Source organism: Roseateles sp. P5_D6 (genome assembly GCF_054049415.1).
Genome location: NZ_JBFUMK010000017.1, coordinates 97,006 through 115,107, shown reverse-complemented (window position 1 = coordinate 115,107; position 18,102 = coordinate 97,006). Strand labels below are relative to the sequence as shown.

Sequence of the window (18,102 nt, the reverse complement as noted above, 5' to 3'; positions counted from 1 at the left end):
GCTCAGCGGGAGGTCTGCGAGGGAGTCGAGGCGGCCTGAGTGGCAGACGCAGCGGACGCGGCGGCGTCGGGGCCCTCGGTCGGCTCGGGATCCTTCCAGCGGCCGACCGAATTCAGTCGGTCGCGCAGCTCCGGCCTTGTCATGCCCATGGCCATGGCGCGGTGCGCCTGGGCCAATGCCTTGTCGTAGTCCTTCATGTCGAAATACAGCAAGCCCGCGTTGAATTGCGTCAGCGGGTTGTCGCCGGCCTGCTCCACCACGTAATCGAGAGACTTGCGCGCGTCGTCCATGCGATTGCGCCGGATCAGATAGCTCACGTAGAACATCCGGAACACCAGGTCGTTCGGTACGAAAGCCATGCCGCGGGCGTAATAGCACTCGACGGTCATGTCGGTGCCTTTGGCGGGATCCGATTTCTCCTTTTCCGCCAGGCGTTCGACGGACTGGATGGCGCGTGGATGGTTGGGAAATACCGCCAGCGTGTATCCGATGTCGTTGCCGAATGGGCCGGTAGCACCTCGGGTCAACGTCTCGACGCCATGCGTGAAATGCGCAATCTCGACGATGTAGCGCTGCGACTGGTGGGCCGTGCGGTAATCGAAGGGTCCATAGGTGTTGTGCGTTTCGCCACAGCCAGGCGGCGCCAGCGCCGGGCGCTGCATCTGCGCGGAAACCGGCAGCGTGGCCAGCGCAACGGTCAGGGCCAGCAGTGCTCGGCCGGCGCAGTTCATGGGGTTCAGATTGCTAGGCATCGCGTCCTCAACCAGTCCAAACAGATGCGACATTGGGAGTCCTGGTCCTGTATCGCCGAAAACGTGTGATCGGCCGTGGGCATGTCGTGCAGATCCAGCGTCGGGCGCACGAGCAGACCCTGCCAAGCCGCCGAGGACCGGGCAAAACCAACGAACTCCCGGGCAGTGTAGTCATCGCCACTGAGGATCAGCAGCACCGGTCCGTTGAAAGCGCGCAGGCCGGCGGCCATGCGATCCTGGAAGCTGCGCGAGTCGGTCTTGGGCTTGCCGGCGCCGCGGGCCAGGCGCAGGTTGCCGCCCAGGGTGCGCAACGCCGTCAGGCCCACGCCACCGCGCAGCAGCTTGAGCCAGAAGCCCTTCTCGCGCAGCCGGCGCCAGTAGTAGTGCTTGACATGGGTCTGCGCCAGCGTCGCGGCGGAGCGGGCCCAGGGATTGAGCAGGGCCACGCCGGCGACGCGCGGGTCGCCGGTCGATTCCAGGTAGAGCAGGGCGGCCGAGGCCGCGTCGCACAGGCCCCAGAGCACCACACGCTTGAGGGCCGGGCGGGCCGCCAGCAGCGCGGCGATGGCCGCGGCGATGTCGGCGTCGACGCCGAGGAAATCGCGCGCTTCTCCGGGGCTGTCCCCCATGCTGCGGTAGTCGAAGCGCAGAGCGGCAACGCCGTGGTTCGCCAGATGCCGGGCCAGCAGCGTGAACTGGCGATGGCTTCCGACGCGGTACTGGGGGCCGCCGACGACGATGACCACGCCCACCTCGGCGGGTGCGGTGTTCGCCGGTTCGGCCAGGATGCCGATGAGGCGCTCGCCCTCGCAGTCGAAGTTCAGCACCGATTCCCTCATGACAAGGCCTCCGCGGTGCGGGCAATCAACTCGGGCGCCAGCTCGATTTCACTGGTGGCCCAGAAGCCCGGTCCCCGCACGATCTGCGGGCGTACCGCCCAGCCGGCATCCTGCCAGGCCTTGATGGCCTGCTCACTGACCGGCGTCAGCACGGCGTCCTCGCGGGTGCTGAGCTCCAGCCACTCGACCCGGCCGGGCGTGCCGGCGGGCGCGAGCTTGGCGGCTTCCAGCCCGAGGGCGAGTGGCGCGCCCAGCCGGTAGCCGGCGACCTCGACCGGGCGGCCCGCGGCCAGTTCGGTTTTCATCTGGTCCATCTGGCCCTTGTTCGCACCGTTGGCCATCTCGGCGGCCAGCCTCAGGCGCAGGAACTGCTGCAGTGCCAGCTTGCCATTCGTCATCGGCTGCCAGAACAGGTAGTTCACTGGCCGGCCCCAGTCGGCGGCGGCAAGCAGGCAGCCGGCGCGCAGGCCCCAGATCCACAGCGGTGCCTGAACCGAGTCAGGCACGCGGGCATCCAGGCATTCCAGGCCCAGACGCACATCGGCCTGCCAATCGGCCCAGCCCGCATCGCCAAAGTCGGCGGAGGAGTCGCCGCAGCCGCGCAGGTCGATCTGCAAGACCGCGTGGCCTGCCTGGGCCAGCGCGCGGCAGGCCAGGGTGGCCATGCGGCGCGACTTGTTCATCTCCTCGGCGAAGGGATGCAGATAGAGCACCCGGCTGCGTGGTGTACCTGCCGGCGCATGGAACAGGCACAGCCGCTGCTCGCCGCCGGCTGGCAGGAAGAAGGCGTCGATTGAGGCTTTCAAGCTGCGCGGGTCTTGCTGCGGTTGAGCCAGTCCTGCAGCGCCTTGAGCCAGGCCCACCGGTAGGCGGTCAGGTGGAAAAGCTGGCGGCTGTTGTCGGTCCAGCGCGTATGCCACTCCATCACGCGGCCAAAGAACTCGATGCGCTTGAAGCGGCCTTCGTCGAAAAGAGCTTTGAACTCCTCGGCGCGCATCAGCGTCGACGGGGACACCGCCTGGTGGGCCTGCTGATAGGCTGTCTTCAGGATCACCAGGCAGTCGTCCTGGTGCACGCACAAGTCCATCGCGACGACTTCGTCGCCGAACCAGTAGCGGTAGATCCGGGCCCGCCCGGCTGCTGCTGCGCTTTCCAACGCCTGGCGGTAGAAGTGCCCCTGGATGCCGTCCACGGAAATGGCGGTGCCGAGCTCGGCCTTCCAGCCGCTGCTTTCCAGCGTGCCGTACTGTTCGATGGCCAACGCGACCGGTCCGGGCGTGTCGATCATCTCCAGCCGCGGCGTCACACCGGTGGCCTCGACCTTCTTCAGCTGCTTGCGGGTGTTCTGGCGCAGGTTCTTGCCGCGGCCCTCCCAGTAGGCCTCGAAACCGGTCGCGACGTCGACCCAGGCCGTGTCGATGTAGTGCTGGTGGCGCAGCCGCGCGCTATTGAAAGGCCCGACGTGGGCCAGCGAGTCCAGTTGCGTCAGCCCGACGGTCAAGGCCAGGCCGGGCAGCGCCCGCAGCAGGGACTGCACAGACGCCTCGATGCTTTCGTCCTCCGGCAGCAGCACGGGTCCCAGCGGCAGTTGGGACGGCTGGAAGCTGTTCCAGCGACCCTGGCCCTGGGGCTGGATCAGCAGCGCCGCCGTCCAGCCCGTGCCGTCCTCGCGATAGGCGAGCAGCTCTCTACCCTGGCCGAACTGGTCCAGCAAGCACAGCAGGAAATCGCTGCGCAGGAAGGCATGCGGCAACGCCTTCGCCTGCAGTGCATCCCACTGTGTGGCCAGGGCGGCCAATTGCTTTGCCGGAACGAGTTTCCAGTCCATCTTTGAAGTTGTTTTCAAGGCAATCAACTCTTGCGGTAGGTGAGGAGAGAGTCGATCACCCAGTGTCGGTCCTGGTCGCTCATGTCTTGATGGCAATGCAACTGCAGTACGTGGCGGGACCAGATCTTTCCTTGATCACCGGCCAGATCCGGCACCCCTGGCCACAGCCAGTCCCAGCGCGATACGGGCACGCCGCGCGCTCTCAAGGCCTGGTAGACGGCGTCCGGCTCGTCCACCCACAACGGGAAGACGTAGGGTGCGCTGCCCTCGGGCAAGGCCGGGAACAGGGGATGCATGCCCGCCTGGTTGGCCAGCGCCTCAGCCAGCGCGCGGTAGTGCTGCTGCCGCCTGGCGACGACGCGACCGCGGGACGTCAACAACGCCGCGCGCCTGGCAGCGCGCGTCGGTGCGCGATGGCACAGCGCCACGTCGATGCGTGCATAGTCGCCCGCTGGATCAAATTGGGCAGCTTGAGGCGCGGCACTGGGCGCCGGCGCGCTGCCACCGCGCAGCAACTGCTTGAGAGCCAGCAGCGGGCTCGCCCAGAGGCGCCAGTGCCCCAGGCGGCCATGGCGCGCACTGATTTCCAGATCGTCCAGCGACGCCTTCAGCTGGCCCTTCAGGCCCACGGGCGTCAGCGGCGCCACCGGCCGGGCCGGCTGCCGGACCAGCAGCAGGCCGCCGTCCTGCGCCGCGAAGAACTTGGGCAGGCTGGCAATGACCACATCGCCCAGCGCGCCCACGGCGCCCCCTTCACCCTGGCCGAACATGGCGTGCGCGCAGTCCTCCAGCATCAGCACGCCGCGGCGCTGACACCAGGCGCGCACATCGCGCAGATCCAGCGGCAGGCCGAAGAAATGGGCGACGCACAGCACGCGCGTATCGGCGGGTGCATGCTGCTCCAGCCAGTCCAGGTTGGGGCGGCCATCCGCGTCGATGGGATAGAAACCCAGCTGATGCCCCAGCGTCAGCACCGGCGACACCATGGTGGGGCAGTGATAGCTGGGCACCAGCACGCGCTGGTCCGGCGTGAGCGCCAGGCTCTCCAGGCCAAGCAGAATGGCTGCACGGCCGCTGCTGGTCAGCAGCGCTCCCGGCCGGTCAAGCAGGCAGGGCAGCGTCTGGGCCTCTGCGTCGACCTGCCTGTTGTGCGGGCCCGGCACCGGGTGCCGGGGCGCCAAGCGAGGCGTGAGGTCGACGTTCATTCGCGAATTTGATTCGGTCAGAGCCGGGCGGCGACGAAGTCCGCCAGCGAGCCCACAGTGGCAAAGGTGTCGCCGTCGATGTCGTCATCGTCGACGGCGAGACCGAGTTGCTCCTCCAGTGCGGTGATCAGGCTGACCACGGCCATCGAGTCCAGCTCGGGCAGGGCGCCGAGCAGGGCGGTGTCGCGGGTGAAGGTCTGGGCGCGGCCGTTCAGGCTCAGCACCTCGTCGAGAAGCCTCAGCACATGGCTGAGAACCTGATCTTTGTCCATTGGGAGCTTCCAAAAAGCAGCCGCGCAGTTTAGCCGTCCTCCCCCCCCTTGCTCCCGGGGCGCTCACCCCTTGGCTCAAGGGTCGCGTGAGATACTTTTTTCATGCCCGAATCGACCCTGTTGCACGAGTTGGTGGCCGTTGCCGCCGAGCGCACGCCCGACGCCCCGGCCCTGACCTATGGTGCGGCGACGCTGAGCTATGGCGAGCTGGATGCCGCCGTGCGCGGCTTTGCCAGCGGCCTGATGCAACTGGGCCTGGCCCGTGGCGAACGGGTCGCCATCTACCTGGAAAAGCGCTTCGAGACCGTTGTCGCCAGTTTTGGCGCGCCAGCTGCCGGCGGCGTCTTCGTGCCGCTGAACCCTTTGCTCAAGCCCGATCAGGTCGGTTTCATCCTGCAGGACTGCGATGTGCGCGTGCTGGTCACGTCGCCCGAACGTCTGGCCCAGTTGGGCGACGTGCTGACGCAATGCCCGTCGCTGCGCCATGTGGTGCTGACCAGCGGTGCGGGCTCGGCACCGGTGCCGGTGCATGACTGGGCTGCGCTGCTGCAAAGCCCAGCGCATGCCGGCCATCGCGTCATCGACACCGACATGACGGCCATCCTCTACACCTCGGGCTCCACCGGGCGGCCCAAGGGCGTCGTGCTGTCCCACCGCAACATGGTGGCGGGCGGCAAGAGCGTGGCGAGCTACCTGGAAAACCGTGCCAGTGACACCCTGCTGGCCGCGCTGCCGCTGTCCTTCGACGCCGGCTTCAGCCAGCTGACCACGGCCTTCCACAGCGGCGCCCGCGTCGTGCTGCTGAACTACCTGCTGCCCAAGGACGTGCTCAAGGCCATGGAGCGCGAGAAGGTCACGGGCCTCACTGCCGTGCCGCCGCTGTACATCCAGCTGACCCAGCTCGAATGGCCAGCCGCCATCGACGCCAACCTGCGCTACTTCGCCAACACCGGCGGCCGCATGCCGCGCGCGACGCTGGACCTGCTGCGCGCCAAGGCGCCATCCGCCCAGCCCTTCCTGATGTATGGCCTGACCGAGGCCTTCCGCTCGACCTATCTGCCGCCGAGCGAGGTCGACCGCCGGCCGGACTCCATCGGCAAGGCCATCCCCAACGCCGAGATCCTGGTGCTGCGCGAGGACGGCAGCGAATGCGCGCCCGACGAGCCCGGTGAACTGGTGCACCGCGGCGCCCTGGTGGGCCTGGGCTACTGGAACGATGCCGAGAAGACGGCCGAGCGCTACAAGCCATTGCCCGTCGGCGTCGGTGGCCGCGAGGGCGGCCTGCAACTGCCCGAGTTCGCCGTGTTCTCCGGCGACACGGTCAAGCGCGACGCCGACGGCTTTCTCTACTTCGTCGGCCGCCGTGACGAGATGATGAAGACTTCGGGCTATCGCGTCAGCCCGACCGAGGTCGAGGAGGTCCTGTACGCCACCGGCCTGGTGGGTGAATGCGTGGCCTTCGGCGTCTATCACGACACCCTCGGCCAGGCCATCCAGGTCATCGCAACACCGCCGGAAGGCGCGTCCGAGCTGGATCTGGCTGCGCTGACTGCCGCTTGCAAGGCGCGCATGCCCGCCTACATGGTGCCGCACGGTGTCGATGTCCGTTCGGGCCCGCTGCCGCGCAACCCCAACGGCAAGATCGATCGCAAAACCCTCTCGACCGACTGGCTTGAACAGCACGCTGCATGAGCGATCCCATCCCCCAGAAGCGTGCCCTTGAGCATGCCCCCGTGCTCTTCCCCCGCGATGCCAACGGCGAACTGCTGGTTGGCGGCCAGCGCCTGTCCGTGCTCGCCGAGCGAGTCGGCCAGACGCCGTTTTACGCCTACGACCGCGGGCTGCTGAAAGCCCGCGTCGCCGAGTTGCGCGCGGCTCTGCCCTTGGGGCTAGAACTGCACTATGCGATGAAGGCCAACCCGATGCCGGCGCTGGTGCAGCTGATGGCCGGCTTGGTGGACGGTATCGACGTGGCCTCGGCGGGCGAACTGCAGGTGGCGCTGAACGCCGGTGCCGACCCGCACGAGGTCAGCTTTGCCGGCCCCGGCAAGCGCGACATCGAGCTGGGCCAGGCCGTCGCGGCCGGCGTGCTCGTCAATGTCGAGTCGGTGCGCGAACTGGTGCCGCTGGCCCGTGCCTCGCAGCGCCTGGGCCTGCCAGCCCGCGTCGCGCTGCGCGTGAACCCCGACTTCGAGCTCAAGGGCTCGGGCATGCGCATGAGCGGCGGCCCCAAGCAGTTCGGTATCGACGCTGAGGCTCTGCCCGAGGTGCTGGCTGAGGTGGGCCGGCTGAGCAGTGATGGCCTGGCCTTCGAGGGCTTTCACCTGTTCGCCGGGTCGCAGAACCTCAAGGCTGAGGCCATCTGCGAGGCCCAGCTCAAGAGCTACGAACTGGCCCTGCGCCTGGCCGAGGCCGCGCCGTCACCTGTCAAGTTCCTGAACCTGGGCGGTGGTTTCGGCATCCCGTATTTCCCAGGCGAATCGCGGCTCGATCTGGCACCCATCGCCGACAACCTTGCCGGGCTGCAGGCCCGCGCCAAGGCCGACCTGCCGCAGGCCAAGCTCGTCATCGAGCTGGGTCGTTACTTCGTCGGCGAGGCAGGCGTCTATGTCAGCCGCATCGTTGACCGCAAGGTCTCGCGCGGCCAGGTCTTCCTGGTGGCGGATGGCGGCCTGCACCACCACCTGTCGGCGTCCGGCAATTTCGGCCAGGTGCTGCGCAAGAACTACCCGGCGTCCGTCGAACCCCAGGGCCGCAACGAATCAGCGACCGAGCCGGCCAGCGTCGTCGGCCCGTTGTGCACGCCGCTGGACCTGCTGGCCGATCGCATGGACATGGCCAAGGGCGAGATTGGCGACCTGGCGGTCGTCTATCAGAGCGGCGCCTATGGCCGCAGCGCCAGCCCCGAAGGCTTCCTGGGCCACCCGGCCTGCGTGGAAGTGCTCGTCTGAACGTGCAGCCCAGGCCCTGGCCCATCGTGCGTGGTCGCCAATCGGGTCAATGCCCCGCGGGTCTGTCGGCATCCGGCTGCAACGCCGGAGTCGCCAGCCGGAACGCGTCAAGCCCGGCGCAGGCTTGGTCGATGCCTGCCAGGCGCGGCCAGCGATTGATGTCGACCTTGAAGCGCCGCGCACTTTCAATCTGCGGCACCAAGTAGACGTCAGCCAGCGTCGGCGTGTCACCGTAGGAAAACGGTCCACTGCGGCCGTGCGACGCCACCAGTGCATCGAACGCGTCGAATCCCGCTGCAATCCAGGTGCCACACCACTCGTTCACCGCCGCATCGTTGGCACCAAAGCTGCGGCGCAGTGTTTCCAGAATTCGCCGGTTGTTGACCGGGTGGATATCGCAGCCAACGACGGCCGCGAGCGCTCGAACCGTCGTTCGCGCCTGGGCGTCTTCGGGCAGAAATGCTGGCTTGGGAAAGCACTCCTCCAGCCACTCGATGATGGCCGGCGTCTGCGTCATCAGGGCATCACCCGTGTCGAGGGTGGGCACCAGTTGCTGCGGGTTGATGGCCTTGTATTCGGCGGTCAGGTGGCGCTCAGTGCGCAGATCGATGGGCACCTGTTCGTAGGCGATGCCCTTGAGRTTCAASGCGATGCGCAGSCGGTGCGAGGTGCCGCTGCGRAAGAAACCGTAGAGCTTCATGCTCAGACTCCCAGATACTGGTGGATCAGGTGCGGCTGACTGCGGATGGCGTCGGAATCTCCGCTCCAGACGACGCGGCCCTTCTCGACGACGTAGTGGCGGTCCGCCAGGTCCAGCAGTCGGTTGATGTTCTTGTCGATGATGATCAGGGCGAGGCCTTCCGCCTTCAGCTGCCGGATGGTTCGCCAGATCTCGTCGCGGATGACCGGTGCCAGGCCTTCGGTGGCCTCGTCCAGCACCACCAGGCGCGGGTTGGTCATCAGCGCCCGACCAATGGCCAGCATCTGTTGCTCGCCGCCCGAAAGCTGCGAGCCAAGGTTGGTGCGGCGCTCCTTCAGCCGAGGGAACAGCGCGTAGATGCCGTCCAGCGTCCATGCCTTCGCCGGCCCTGAGGCCGCAGGCCCTCGGGCGGTCGCCACGAGGTTCTCCTCGACCGACAGTTCCGTGAAGATCTGCCGGCCCTCGGGCACCAGTGCCAGGCCTTGCCGGGCGATGCGATGGGGCGCCCGGCCATTGGCCCGCTCGCCGGCCACGGTGATGTCTCCGGCGAGGCAGGGCAGCATGCCGAACAGGCATTTGACGGTGGTGGACCTGCCCATGCCATTGCGACCCAGCAAGGTGACGACCTCGCCCGGCCGGACGTCGAAGGACATGTCGAAGAGCACCTGGGCACGGCCGTAGCCCGCCTGCAGGCCGCGAACGGACAGATACGGCTTGCGTTCATTCATACCGTCTCCTCGCCCAGGTACACGGCGCGCACCTCGGGGTGATTGCGGATCTCGTCCGGCGTCCCGGTGAACATCACGCGCCCGTAGACCAGCACGGTGATGCGGTCCGCCAGCGAGAACACGGCGTTCATGTCGTGCTCGACCAGGACGATGGTGTAGCGACCTTTCAGCTGCTGCAGCAGTGCCATGACGGCGATGGACTCCTGCGCGCTCATGCCGGCCATCGGTTCGTCCAGCAGCAGCAGGGAGGGCTGGGCCGCCAAGGCCATTGCCAGCTCCAGCTGGCGGCGCTGGCCGTAGGCGAGCTCGCCGGCCGGCGAGCCGTGCTGAGCCGACAGCCCAGACAGGCCGATGGCCTCCTCGGCAGCGGTGCGCGCGGCCACGTCATCGAGCAGTGGACGCCAGAAGCGCCAGGGCTGGCGCGCAACGGCCATTGCCGCCAGCGTCGCGTTCTCCAGCACCGTGAACTCCTCGAAGATCGACGTGATCTGGTAGGAGCGCAGCAGCCCGGCACGCGCCCGGCGGTCCATGCTGTGCCCGGTGACGTCGCGCCCGTCGAAATGCACGCGGCCTTCAAGCGGGCGCAACTCGCCACTGAGCTGGTTGATCAGCGTCGTCTTGCCGGCGCCATTGGGCCCGATGACGGCGTGCAACTCGCCGGGCCGGATGTCCAGCGACACGCTGTCCGTCACCAGCAGCGAGCCGTAGCGCATCACCAGGCGGTCTGTTCTGAGTGCGGAGGCGGCCATCACGCATGCCCCTTCTGAATGGCCTGAACGACAGGGCCGGCAGCGGCCGGCTTGTGCAGGCGCTGCAGCAGGCCGGTGAGCCCTCCACGCCCCAGCAAGGCCATCAGCACGATGAGCGGGCCGAAGACGATCATCCAGTGCTCGGTATAGCCCTTGAGCAACTCCTCCACGCCCAGGAAGACCACCGCGCCCAGCACGGGGCCGAACACCGTGCCCATGCCGCCCAGCACCACCATGACGATCAGGTCGCCGGAGACCGTCCAGGCCATCGTGCTCGGCGAGGCATAGGCGTTCATGTTCGCCAGCAGCAGGCCGGCGAGCCCGCAGATGGCGCCCGACAGCACGAAGGCGGCCAGCTGCACGCGGCGCGGCGCCAGGCCGATGGCCTGCACCCGGCGTGCGTTCTGGCGCGCACCACGCAAGGCCATGCCGAAGGGCGACAGGCGCAGCCTGGCCACCCACAGGGTCAACAGCGCCAGCAGCACCCAGGCCGTGCCGTAGAGCACCGGCGAAGCACCGAGATCGATGCCGGCGCCGAAGCGGCTGGTCGTCGCGATGGCCAGGCCATCGTCGCCGCCGTACTGCTTCAGGCTGACCAGCAGAAAGTAGCCCATCTGCGCGAAGGCCAGCGTGATCATGATGAAGGACATGCCCGAGGTCCTCAGGCTGATGGCCCCGACCGCCAGCGCGACGAGGCTGCACACGCCCAGGCTGATCAACAGATGCACCCAGCCGCTGTCGATGCCATGCGCCGCGGGCAACGCCACGGCATAGCTGCCCAGGCCGAGGAATAGCGCATGGCCGAAGCTGACCAGCCCGCCGAAACCCAGCGCCACGTTGAGCGCCGAGGCGGCGATGGCGTAGATGAGGATGCGTGTGAAAAAGGAGGTCCAGAACGGCTGGCCCGTTGCCTGGGCAACGAAAGGCACGGCCAGCAGACCCGCGAACAGAAGCAGCGGAACCAGCGTGGCCGGCCGCGAATAGGCAGTGGACATCGTCACTCTCCGATCAGGCGCGTCGAGCCGGGAACAGCCCCTGCGGCTTCAACGCCAGCACCAGGGCCATCAACAGGTAAACGCTCATCGATGCCAGCGCCGGGCCGGCCGCATCGGCGATGGAACGTTCGGCGATCTGGCGCAGCAGCAAGGGCAGCAGCACGCGACCAAAGGTGTCGACCACGCCGACGATCATGGCCGCGTAGAGGGCGCCCTTCACCGAGCCGATGCCGCCGATGACGATGACGACCAGGGTGGTGATGAGCACGGGCTCGCCCATGCCCGACTGCACCGAAAGCACCGGCCCTGCCATGGCACCCGCTAACCCGGCCAACGCGGCGCCCAGCCCGAACAGCACCGCGTTGAGCAAGCCGATGTTGACGCCGAGCGCGGACACCAGCTGCGGGTACTGCGCGCCGGCGCGTATCAGCATGCCCAGGCGCGTCTTGTGGATCACCAGGTGCGACCCCACCGCCACGGCCAACCCGACCGCGATGATCGCGAAACGGTAGGCGGGATAGGTGAAGCCGAACAGGTTCACGGTGCCGTCAAGCACCTGCGGCACCTGGACGAAGAGCGGCTGCGGCCCCCAGACCATGCGCACCAGCTCGTTGAAGAACATCACGAGGCCGAAGGTCGCCAGCACGTGGTCGAGGTGGTCGCGTCGGTACAGGCGCGAGACGATCACCACCTCAAGCGCAATGCCGACCACCAGCGCCCCACCGGCCGCCGCCAGCAGCGCCAGCGCGAACGAATCGGTGGCGCCATAGGCCAGCGCCCCGGCATAGGCCCCGAGCATGTAGAGCGAACCATGCGCCAGGTTGACGAAGCTCATGATGCCGAACACCAGCGTCAGGCCGGCAGCGAGCAGGAAGAGCAGCACCCCGTATTGCAGCCCGTTGAGCAGCTGCGCCAGCAGCAGCGTGGCATTCATGCCCGGCCCCTCAAGGCAGCGGGCATTGCTGCCCGTACGGGTCGGCGTGAGCGCTCAGCGGCGTGCCGACCAGGCGCGTCGCGATCTTGCCCGCGTCGCGCCAGGTCTCGAAGGCGTAGTAGTTCTGCACCGGCATGTTGTTCTTGCCGAAGCGGAACGGGCCGCGCACCGACTTGAACTCGCTGCCCGCCGCCTTGACCGCCGCGGCCAGCTTCTTGGGGTCGCCGCCTGACTTGCGCAGGGCTGCATCGAGCAGCTGGGCCGCGTCATAGCCGGTGGCGGCATACAGGCTGGGCGTGCGCTTGTACTTGGCCTGGAAGGCGGCGACGAAGGCCTTGTTCTCGGGGCTGTCCAGCGACGCGTCATACATGGCGCCGCTGATGGCGCCGACCGCCGCGTCGCGCAGCGAAGGCAGGGTGGTGCCGTCCACGGTGAACACCGAGTACAGCGGCAGCTTGCCCATCAGGCCGGCCTGGCTCATCTGCTTGACGAAGTTGATGCCCATGCCGCCGGGGTAGAAGACGAACACCGCGTCCGGCGCCGCCGCCTGCAGCTGCGCGATCTCGGCCGAGTAGTCGGGCTGGTTGACCTGGGTGAACACCTCGTCGACCACCTGGCCCTTGTAGTAGCGCTTGAAGCCGGCCAGCATGTCCTTGCCGGCCTGGTAGTTGGGGGCCATCAGGTAGACCCGCTTGATGCCCTTGTCCTGGGCGAACTTGCCCATGGCCTCTGCGGAGCCGTCGTTCTGCCAGGCCATCGAGAAGATGTTGGCCTTGCACTGCGCGCCGGCCAGCGGCGAGGGGCCGGCGTTGGTGGCAATGGCCACCACGCCCGACTCGACCAGCCTGGGCAGGCTGCCCATCAACACGTTGGAGAAGGACAGGCCAACGATGGCATCGACCTTGTCCTTGTCGATCAGCTTGCGAACGGCCTGCTGGCCGATCTCGGGCTTGAGCTGGTCGTCTTCCTTCAGCAGCGTGAGCGGCTGGCCGCCGAGCTTGCCGCCGAGCTGCTCGACAGCGAGATTGAAGCCGTCGACCTGGTCCTGCCCGACGAGGGCCTGCGGCCCGGAAAGCGGCGCCACCAGGCCGATGACGGCCGCTTGCGCTGCGCCAGCAACGGCCAGCGCAGTGGCGCCCAGGATGATCATCTTGGATGTCGTGCTCATGCTTGTCTCCTTGTAGTAGTGGGTCAGTCGATCTGCAGATAAACGCGCTGGCCGTCGATCTTCACGGGGTAGCTGCGCAGGGCCTCGGTGACCGGCTCGCACATCGGGCGCCCGTCGCGAACGTCGAACTTGCCCTGGTGCAGCGGGCACTCGATCTCGTGGCCGTCCAGGAAGCCGTCGCACAGCCGCGCATGGCCATGCGTGCAGATGTTGTCGGTGGCGTACACCTCGTCGCCGACGGTGTAGACGGCGATGTCGCGGCCCGCGACCGCGACGCCGATCACGTCGTCGGCAGGCAGCTGATCGCGACCCAGGGCGTCGATCCAGTTGTCATGGCTCATGGGCGTCGCTTTCAGATGGGATAGATGATGGAGTTCGGGATCATTTCGCTGTCGTAGATGCACTCGCGCGACGCGAACTTGAAGCCGCCCGGCGTGCGCACGACCACGTCGATATAGCGCCCGACGTTGAACACGGTGCTGGCCTCGGACAGCTTGGTGCGCAGCACCGCGTAGTTCGCTTCGGACTCGATGCAGTCGGCTTCAGCGCGGCGCACCACGGGCGCACCGACGATGTGGCGCTGGTAGTAGGGGTCGTGGAACAGCGTCTCCTTGATGCCGTAGACCCTGTCCTTGAGCATGCCCTTGCTGGTGAAGGCCAGCGTGGCCAGCGGGAAGCCGCGCTCATGGTTTTCGCGTGGCTGCAGGCGGTAGACGCAGTCGTCGACGAAGAACTCGGGCCAGAGGTCCCAGTTGCCGGAGTCGACGGCGGCGGCGTAGTCGGCGTACAGCTGGCTGAGTGCCAGCCAGTCCTCGAAGTTGATGGATGCGGCCATGGCTCAGTCCTCCATCACCTGGCGCCAGTAGCGGTACATGCCGCGTATCAGCGTCTCGGTGACCATGTGCTCCGTGTCCTCGACCTCGCGCCCGCCSAGCTCGGCCAGCGTGCGGTGGAAGGGCTTGCTCTCGAACGCCTGCTGCGAGAACTCGATCACCTCGCCGTCRTCGGCCGAGACGAAGCCRGCCGGGCCGAACAGGTTGGATTGGCGCAGGCGCCGCTGGGTCATCTCCTCGGTGTCGTCCTCGTAGCCGAAATGGGTCCAGACGAAGTCGAAGCTGCCGTGGCCGCTGGGCTGGATGTGGCGGGTCGACACGCTGTTGACCTGCTGCTGCAGGATGACGCTCGGGAAGATCGTCGTCATCACCGCAGTCGGCCCGCCCCACCAGGGCTCCGGGACGATGTCCAGGAAGCTCGGGTCGTGCAGCTGCATGGTCTCCTTGAAGCTGGAGACCTGGGTCACCTGCTCCGACTTGCCGGCGCTGCCGCGCGTCGAGATCATGGACGCATGGCGATGGTGGTCGTCCATGCGGAGTTGCGACTTGTTGTCGGCGCGCCAGAGCCCGAAGGTGACGAACCAGGTGTGCAGCAGGCCCGGGTGATACGGGTCCTTGATGTTCTCCTGCATCAGCTTCCAGTTGCCCGGGATGCGCTGGCGGTTGTAGCCGAGGATCTTGAGCTTGCGGCCGTTGAACATGCGGTCGAAGTAGCCCAGGATGGTCGGGCCCATGAAGTCCTCGAAGGACTCGACGTCAGGATCGAACGAGGCGAACACCACGCCGCCGCGCACGGCAACCTTGAGCTTGGTCAGCGCATGGTCGCTGGTCTTGAAGTCCGCCGGCATGCCGCCGTGCACCTGGCCGTCCTGCTTGATGCCGCGCCGGAACGGCACGCCCTGCAGGTCGCCCTTGAGCGTGTAGCTCCACTGGTGGTAGGGGCAGACGAACTCCTTGCGGTTGCCGTGCCGCTCGCGGCAAAAGCGCATGCCGCGATGCGCGCAGACGTTCTCGATCACGTTGATCGCGCCGTCGTTGTCGCGCGCCATGATGACCGATCGCTCACCGATGACGGTGCGCTTGAAGTCGCCCACGTTGGGCACCTCGGCCTCCAGGCCGACGTAGCACCAGTGGCCCTTGTAGAAGAAGCGCTCCAGCTCGCGTTGGTAGAGCTGCTCACTGGTGTAGGCCAGGAAGGGGATGCGGGAGCTCCCCTCGCCTTCCCACCGGGCCTCGGTCGGGAAGATGGTGGACGTGTCGGCCATGCCTGTCTCCTTGTTGTTCTGGGCGCTCAGCCTTCAGGCCGTGACGCGCACTTCGATCTGCCCGAGGCCGGAGATCGCACCGAGCATCACGTCACCCGCCACCACGGCGTTCACGCCCTCCGGCGTGCCGGTCATCAGCACGTCACCGGGCTGCAGCTCCTCGAACTCGGACAGCACGGCAATCGACTCGGCCACGGACCAGATCAGCTTCGCGATGTCGGATGACTGGCGTGCCTGGCCGTTGACGGTCAGGCTGATGGCGGCTTCGGCGGGATGCCCGATGTCTGCGGCCCGATGGACCGCACCGATGGGCGCCGATTGGGAGAAGGACTTGCCGAACTCCCAGGGCCGGCCCTTGTCGCGGGCTTCGAGCTGCAGGTCGCGGCGCGTCATGTCCAGGCCGACGGCATAGCCGTAGACATGGTCGAGCGCCTGTGCGGCCGGGATGTTGCGCCCGCCCTTGCCCAGCACCACGACGAGTTCGATCTCGTGGTGGTAGTTCTTGGTCTGCGGCGGATAGGGCACGCTCACCGGCGCGGCCGCGTCGACGACGGCGCTTGCCGGCTTCATGAAGAAGAACGGCGCTTCGCGGTCCGGGTCCTTGCCCATCTCGCGGGCATGCGCGGCGTAGTTGCGGCCGACGCAGAAGACGCGATTCACGGCAACGCGCTCGTCGCTGTTGGCGATGGCGAGGGTGTGCAGCGGTGGGGCTTGGAGGGCGAGCTTCATGTGGGAGTCCTTGGGTCAGGGGTTCATTGGCGCTGTTCGCGAAACAGGCCTAGCGCCTGTTGCACGGGGCGGTCAGAAAAGCTGAACAGCAGGCTGTCGCGGTCCGCACGAAGCTGCAATGCGTGCCAGGACGGCACGACGAAGACGTCGTTCTCCTGCATGCGCAGCGTCAGGTCGCCGATGCGCGCCTCGCCGCCGCCTTCCAGGCAGACGTAGACGGTGCTGTCGGTGCTGCGATAGGTATGGGTTTCGAAGCCGGCCGGCAGCCATTGCGCAAAGGCGCCGATGGTGGGCATGGGCGAGGCCCCCGTCGCCGGGTTCACGTAGCGCAGCTTGTGGCCCAGGTGCGCATCGATGTCGCCGCGCGAAACGCCTTGAAGCGCGGCGCGGGTGCGCTCGAACGGGTAGACGAAAACACGGGTGGGCTCCGCCAGCCGCGGCTGGTAGTCCACCGGCAGCATGTTGGCGCCATAGCGGGCCAAGGCATCGCCTTCAGGGCGGCGCAGCTGCTGGCTCGCGTTCTCGCTCTTCTCGGAGAAGCCGGCGTCAAGRAAGCGGACGATSGGGATGTCCAGCCCGTCCAGCCACACGACCGGATCGGTGCCGAGGTTGCCGTGGTCGTGSMAGGTCCAGGCCGGGGTGATGATGAAGTCGCCGCGGCGCATCGTCGTGCGCTCGCCGTCGACCGCGGTGTAGGCGCCTTCGCCATCGAGCACGAGGCGCAATGCCGACTGGGTGTGCCGATGCGCGGGTGCGACCTCGCCAGGAAGGATCAGCTGCAGGCCCGCGTACAGCGACTGCGTGATCGACGAATGGCCCCGTAGCGCCGGGTTCTCCAGGATCAGCACGCGGCGCTCGGCTTCCTCGGCGGTGATGAGCCGGCCAGCCTCCATCACCTGCTCGCGCAGCTCCGCATAGCGCCACAGCGCTGCCTGCAAAGGCGAGCGGGGCTGCGGCGGCACCAGCGCGCCGAGTACCTCCCACAGCGGCGTCATGTTCTGGGTGCCGATTCGTTCGTAGAAGGTCGCGCGCGCGGCCCGCTGCTCGGCGCTCAAGGCGGCAGCATGCATAAGGGGTCTCCTCAGGTTCCTTGGGTGTAGAAGGCGTCGGCATGGATGCGCTCGGGCTCGATGCCCTTGCGGCGCACCATCAGCGAGGCCGCTTCCACCATCGGTGGTGAGCCGCACAGGTAAGCGCGCCAACCGCGCAGGTCGCCGAGGTCTTGATCGATGACATCGGTGACCAGGCCACAGCGGTGCAGCTTGGGATCGCCGCCCGAGGCGACGACGACGTTGAGCTTCAGGCCGGCGTGATCGCGGGCCAGTTCCTGCAGCCAGGACAGGCCATAGACGTCCCGTGGCGAGCGCACCCCGAAGTACAAATGGATGGGGTTGCGCATGCCTTCGGCAACCGCACCGCGCAGGATGGACAGCACCGGTGCCAGACCCGTGCCTCCCGCGATGCAGAGCATCGGCCCGTCGTGCTTGCGGCGCAGGTAGGCCGACCCCAGCGGCCCGCTGACGCGCACGGCGTCGCCAACCTTCAACTGACGGGCGATGTAGCCGCTGACGCGCCCGTCGGGCACGACGCGCACATGGAACTCAAGATCGCCGCCCTCGAGCGGAATGCCTGCCATTGAATAGGGCCTGGCATGTTCCGGCGTGAACTGCAGTTGAGCGTATTGCCCTGGCGAGAACGCCAACGGCTTGGCCGGCTTCAGGACCACGCGCTTGATGTCATGCGTCATGTCCTCGACTGCCGTGACCGTGGCTTTCAGGATGCGCGCCGGGTGCACCACGATCTCGTCCGGCTCCGGGATCTCGATCACACAGGGCTCGGTCAGATAGGTCCGGCACGCCAGCACGTAGCTGTCTGCGCCGTCCAAGGGGCGCTGCTGCTCCTTGCCTCCCTCCAGCACCTCGCCCTCGAGCAGCTTGCAGCGGCAGGTGCCGCAACGGCCGGCCATGCAGGAGTAGGACATCGGCACCTGGGCCGCCTGCAATGCCTCCAGCAGATTCGCGCCCGGCTCGACATGGATGACGCGATTCAGTGGTTGGATGAGGACTTCCATGCAGCTTGCCGGCCAAGTCGTTTGCGATTGGCGGCATGTTGTCCACTTCGGTGACCTCAGCCAATAGAATCTGATGAATAGAT

At 67.3% G+C, this 18,102-nt stretch carries 20 protein-coding genes and 1 pseudogene; 2 read left to right on the top strand and 19 right to left on the bottom strand.

Annotated elements, in window-relative coordinates:
- Positions 1-2 precede the first annotated feature (2 nt).
- From ACXJKM_RS21480 to ACXJKM_RS21455, 6 genes are read right to left on the bottom strand one after another with little or no spacing between them, the layout of a single operon-like run.
- Entirely contained in the window at positions 3-752 is a 750-nt protein-coding gene (locus tag ACXJKM_RS21480) for a tetratricopeptide repeat protein (protein WP_162247765.1), read from the bottom strand.
- Positions 737-1,591, bottom strand: a complete 855-nt coding sequence (locus tag ACXJKM_RS21475) for a hydrolase 1, exosortase A system-associated (RefSeq protein WP_457355038.1) — start codon at positions 1,589-1,591, stop codon at positions 737-739. The genes ACXJKM_RS21480 and ACXJKM_RS21475 overlap by 16 nt, the downstream gene beginning before the upstream one ends.
- Positions 1,588-2,397 carry a hydrolase 2, exosortase A system-associated gene (locus tag ACXJKM_RS21470; RefSeq protein ID WP_457355036.1) on the bottom strand — a complete coding sequence of 270 codons (810 nt, stop codon included), beginning with the start codon at positions 2,395-2,397 and terminating at the stop codon, positions 1,588-1,590. Before ACXJKM_RS21470 ends, ACXJKM_RS21475 begins: the two co-directional genes overlap by 4 nt.
- Positions 2,394-3,437: a GNAT family N-acetyltransferase gene (locus ACXJKM_RS21465; protein ID WP_157281412.1), complete on the bottom strand. Its 1,044-nt coding sequence runs from the start codon at positions 3,435-3,437 to the stop codon at positions 2,394-2,396. Before ACXJKM_RS21465 ends, ACXJKM_RS21470 begins: the two co-directional genes overlap by 4 nt.
- 5 nt (positions 3,438-3,442) lie before the next feature.
- Entirely contained in the window at positions 3,443-4,624 is a 1,182-nt protein-coding gene (locus ACXJKM_RS21460; RefSeq protein ID WP_457355034.1) for a DegT/DnrJ/EryC1/StrS family aminotransferase, read from the bottom strand.
- Positions 4,625-4,641: 17 nt separating this feature from the next.
- Entirely contained in the window at positions 4,642-4,896 is a 255-nt protein-coding gene (locus ACXJKM_RS21455) for an acyl carrier protein (protein WP_056195895.1), read from the bottom strand.
- Positions 4,897-4,998: 102 nt separating this feature from the next.
- Between ACXJKM_RS21455 and ACXJKM_RS21450 the strand changes: the two genes are divergently transcribed.
- Positions 4,999-6,588, top strand: a complete 1,590-nt coding sequence (locus tag ACXJKM_RS21450) for an acyl-CoA ligase (AMP-forming), exosortase A system-associated (RefSeq protein WP_457355032.1) — start codon at positions 4,999-5,001, stop codon at positions 6,586-6,588.
- On the top strand, positions 6,585-7,847 hold the full coding sequence (locus tag ACXJKM_RS21445; protein WP_056195901.1) for a pyridoxal-dependent decarboxylase, exosortase A system-associated: 1,263 nt from the start codon (positions 6,585-6,587) through the stop codon (positions 7,845-7,847). Before ACXJKM_RS21450 ends, ACXJKM_RS21445 begins: the two co-directional genes overlap by 4 nt.
- Positions 7,848-7,893: 46 nt before the next feature.
- On the opposite strand, the gene maiA is transcribed toward ACXJKM_RS21445, so the two are convergent.
- From maiA to ACXJKM_RS21380, 13 genes and pseudogenes are all read right to left on the bottom strand, one after another.
- Positions 7,894-8,547, bottom strand: coding sequence for a maleylacetoacetate isomerase (gene maiA / locus ACXJKM_RS21440; protein ID WP_056195904.1), 654 nt, complete (start codon positions 8,545-8,547; stop codon positions 7,894-7,896).
- 2 nt (positions 8,548-8,549) lie between these two features.
- On the bottom strand, positions 8,550-9,275 hold the full coding sequence (locus tag ACXJKM_RS21435) for an ABC transporter ATP-binding protein (protein ID WP_056195907.1): 726 nt from the start codon (positions 9,273-9,275) through the stop codon (positions 8,550-8,552).
- Positions 9,272-9,349 (bottom strand): ABC transporter ATP-binding protein C-terminal domain-containing protein, encoded by a 78-nt coding sequence (locus ACXJKM_RS21430; protein WP_457325456.1) that lies wholly within the window; start codon positions 9,347-9,349, stop codon positions 9,272-9,274. The genes ACXJKM_RS21435 and ACXJKM_RS21430 overlap by 4 nt, the downstream gene beginning before the upstream one ends.
- Positions 9,350-9,553: 204 nt before the next feature.
- Positions 9,554-9,952: pseudogene (locus ACXJKM_RS21425) on the bottom strand (ATP-binding cassette domain-containing protein); the annotation flags it as partial.
- A gap of 71 nt (positions 9,953-10,023) precedes the next feature.
- Entirely contained in the window at positions 10,024-11,019 is a 996-nt protein-coding gene (locus tag ACXJKM_RS21420; protein WP_056195912.1) for a branched-chain amino acid ABC transporter permease, read from the bottom strand.
- A gap of 13 nt (positions 11,020-11,032) precedes the next feature.
- Positions 11,033-11,953, bottom strand: coding sequence for a branched-chain amino acid ABC transporter permease (locus tag ACXJKM_RS21415; protein ID WP_056195913.1), 921 nt, complete (start codon positions 11,951-11,953; stop codon positions 11,033-11,035).
- Between the two features lie 10 nt (positions 11,954-11,963).
- Complete coding sequence (locus ACXJKM_RS21410) at positions 11,964-13,121, bottom strand: ABC transporter substrate-binding protein (RefSeq protein WP_056195916.1); 1,158 nt, start codon at positions 13,119-13,121, stop codon at positions 11,964-11,966.
- 23 nt (positions 13,122-13,144) lie between these two features.
- Entirely contained in the window at positions 13,145-13,462 is a 318-nt protein-coding gene (locus tag ACXJKM_RS21405; RefSeq protein ID WP_056195918.1) for a non-heme iron oxygenase ferredoxin subunit, read from the bottom strand.
- A gap of 11 nt (positions 13,463-13,473) precedes the next feature.
- Complete coding sequence (locus ACXJKM_RS21400; RefSeq protein ID WP_200955258.1) at positions 13,474-13,956, bottom strand: aromatic-ring-hydroxylating dioxygenase subunit beta; 483 nt, start codon at positions 13,954-13,956, stop codon at positions 13,474-13,476.
- A gap of 3 nt (positions 13,957-13,959) precedes the next feature.
- Complete coding sequence (locus ACXJKM_RS21395) at positions 13,960-15,219, bottom strand: aromatic ring-hydroxylating dioxygenase subunit alpha (RefSeq protein ID WP_056195921.1); 1,260 nt, start codon at positions 15,217-15,219, stop codon at positions 13,960-13,962.
- 33 nt (positions 15,220-15,252) lie between these two features.
- Positions 15,253-15,948 carry a fumarylacetoacetate hydrolase family protein gene (locus tag ACXJKM_RS21390; RefSeq protein ID WP_457355027.1) on the bottom strand — a complete coding sequence of 232 codons (696 nt, stop codon included), beginning with the start codon at positions 15,946-15,948 and terminating at the stop codon, positions 15,253-15,255.
- 23 nt (positions 15,949-15,971) lie between these two features.
- Positions 15,972-17,018: a gentisate 1,2-dioxygenase gene (gtdA, locus tag ACXJKM_RS21385; protein ID WP_457355025.1), complete on the bottom strand. Its 1,047-nt coding sequence runs from the start codon at positions 17,016-17,018 to the stop codon at positions 15,972-15,974.
- An 11-nt stretch (positions 17,019-17,029) separates the two neighbouring features.
- The gene (locus tag ACXJKM_RS21380) at positions 17,030-18,019 is read right to left on the bottom strand and encodes a 2Fe-2S iron-sulfur cluster-binding protein (protein ID WP_056195931.1); all 990 of its coding nucleotides are present in this window, start codon (positions 18,017-18,019) and stop codon (positions 17,030-17,032) included.
- Between the last annotated feature and the right edge of the window lie 83 nt (positions 18,020-18,102).

Excerpts from the sequence above, each read along its gene's own strand:
- ACXJKM_RS21480 (WP_162247765.1), bottom strand. The coding sequence starts at position 752 with ATGCCTAGCAATCTGAACCCCATGAACTGCGCCGGCCGAGCACTGCTG.
- ACXJKM_RS21420 (WP_056195912.1), bottom strand. The coding sequence starts at position 11,019 with ATGTCCACTGCCTATTCGCGGCCGGCCACGCTGGTTCCGCTGCTTCTG.
- ACXJKM_RS21390 (WP_457355027.1), bottom strand. The coding sequence starts at position 15,948 with ATGAAGCTCGCCCTCCAAGCCCCACCGCTGCACACCCTCGCCATCGCC.
- ACXJKM_RS21455 (WP_056195895.1), bottom strand. The coding sequence starts at position 4,896 with ATGGACAAAGATCAGGTTCTCAGCCATGTGCTGAGGCTTCTCGACGAG.
- ACXJKM_RS21400 (WP_200955258.1), bottom strand. The coding sequence starts at position 13,956 with ATGGCCGCATCCATCAACTTCGAGGACTGGCTGGCACTCAGCCAGCTG.
- ACXJKM_RS21410 (WP_056195916.1), bottom strand. The coding sequence starts at position 13,121 with ATGAGCACGACATCCAAGATGATCATCCTGGGCGCCACTGCGCTGGCC.
- ACXJKM_RS21445 (WP_056195901.1), top strand. The coding sequence starts at position 6,585 with ATGAGCGATCCCATCCCCCAGAAGCGTGCCCTTGAGCATGCCCCCGTG.
- ACXJKM_RS21380 (WP_056195931.1), bottom strand. The coding sequence starts at position 18,019 with ATGGAAGTCCTCATCCAACCACTGAATCGCGTCATCCATGTCGAGCCG.
- ACXJKM_RS21435 (WP_056195907.1), bottom strand. The coding sequence starts at position 9,275 with ATGAATGAACGCAAGCCGTATCTGTCCGTTCGCGGCCTGCAGGCGGGC.
- ACXJKM_RS21475 (WP_457355038.1), bottom strand. The coding sequence starts at position 1,591 with ATGAGGGAATCGGTGCTGAACTTCGACTGCGAGGGCGAGCGCCTCATC.
- ACXJKM_RS21405 (WP_056195918.1), bottom strand. The coding sequence starts at position 13,462 with ATGAGCCATGACAACTGGATCGACGCCCTGGGTCGCGATCAGCTGCCT.
- ACXJKM_RS21415 (WP_056195913.1), bottom strand. The coding sequence starts at position 11,953 with ATGAATGCCACGCTGCTGCTGGCGCAGCTGCTCAACGGGCTGCAATAC.
- ACXJKM_RS21460 (WP_457355034.1), bottom strand. The coding sequence starts at position 4,624 with ATGAACGTCGACCTCACGCCTCGCTTGGCGCCCCGGCACCCGGTGCCG.
- ACXJKM_RS21450 (WP_457355032.1), top strand. The coding sequence starts at position 4,999 with ATGCCCGAATCGACCCTGTTGCACGAGTTGGTGGCCGTTGCCGCCGAG.
- ACXJKM_RS21430 (WP_457325456.1), bottom strand. The coding sequence starts at position 9,349 with ATGTTCACCGGGACGCCGGACGAGATCCGCAATCACCCCGAGGTGCGC.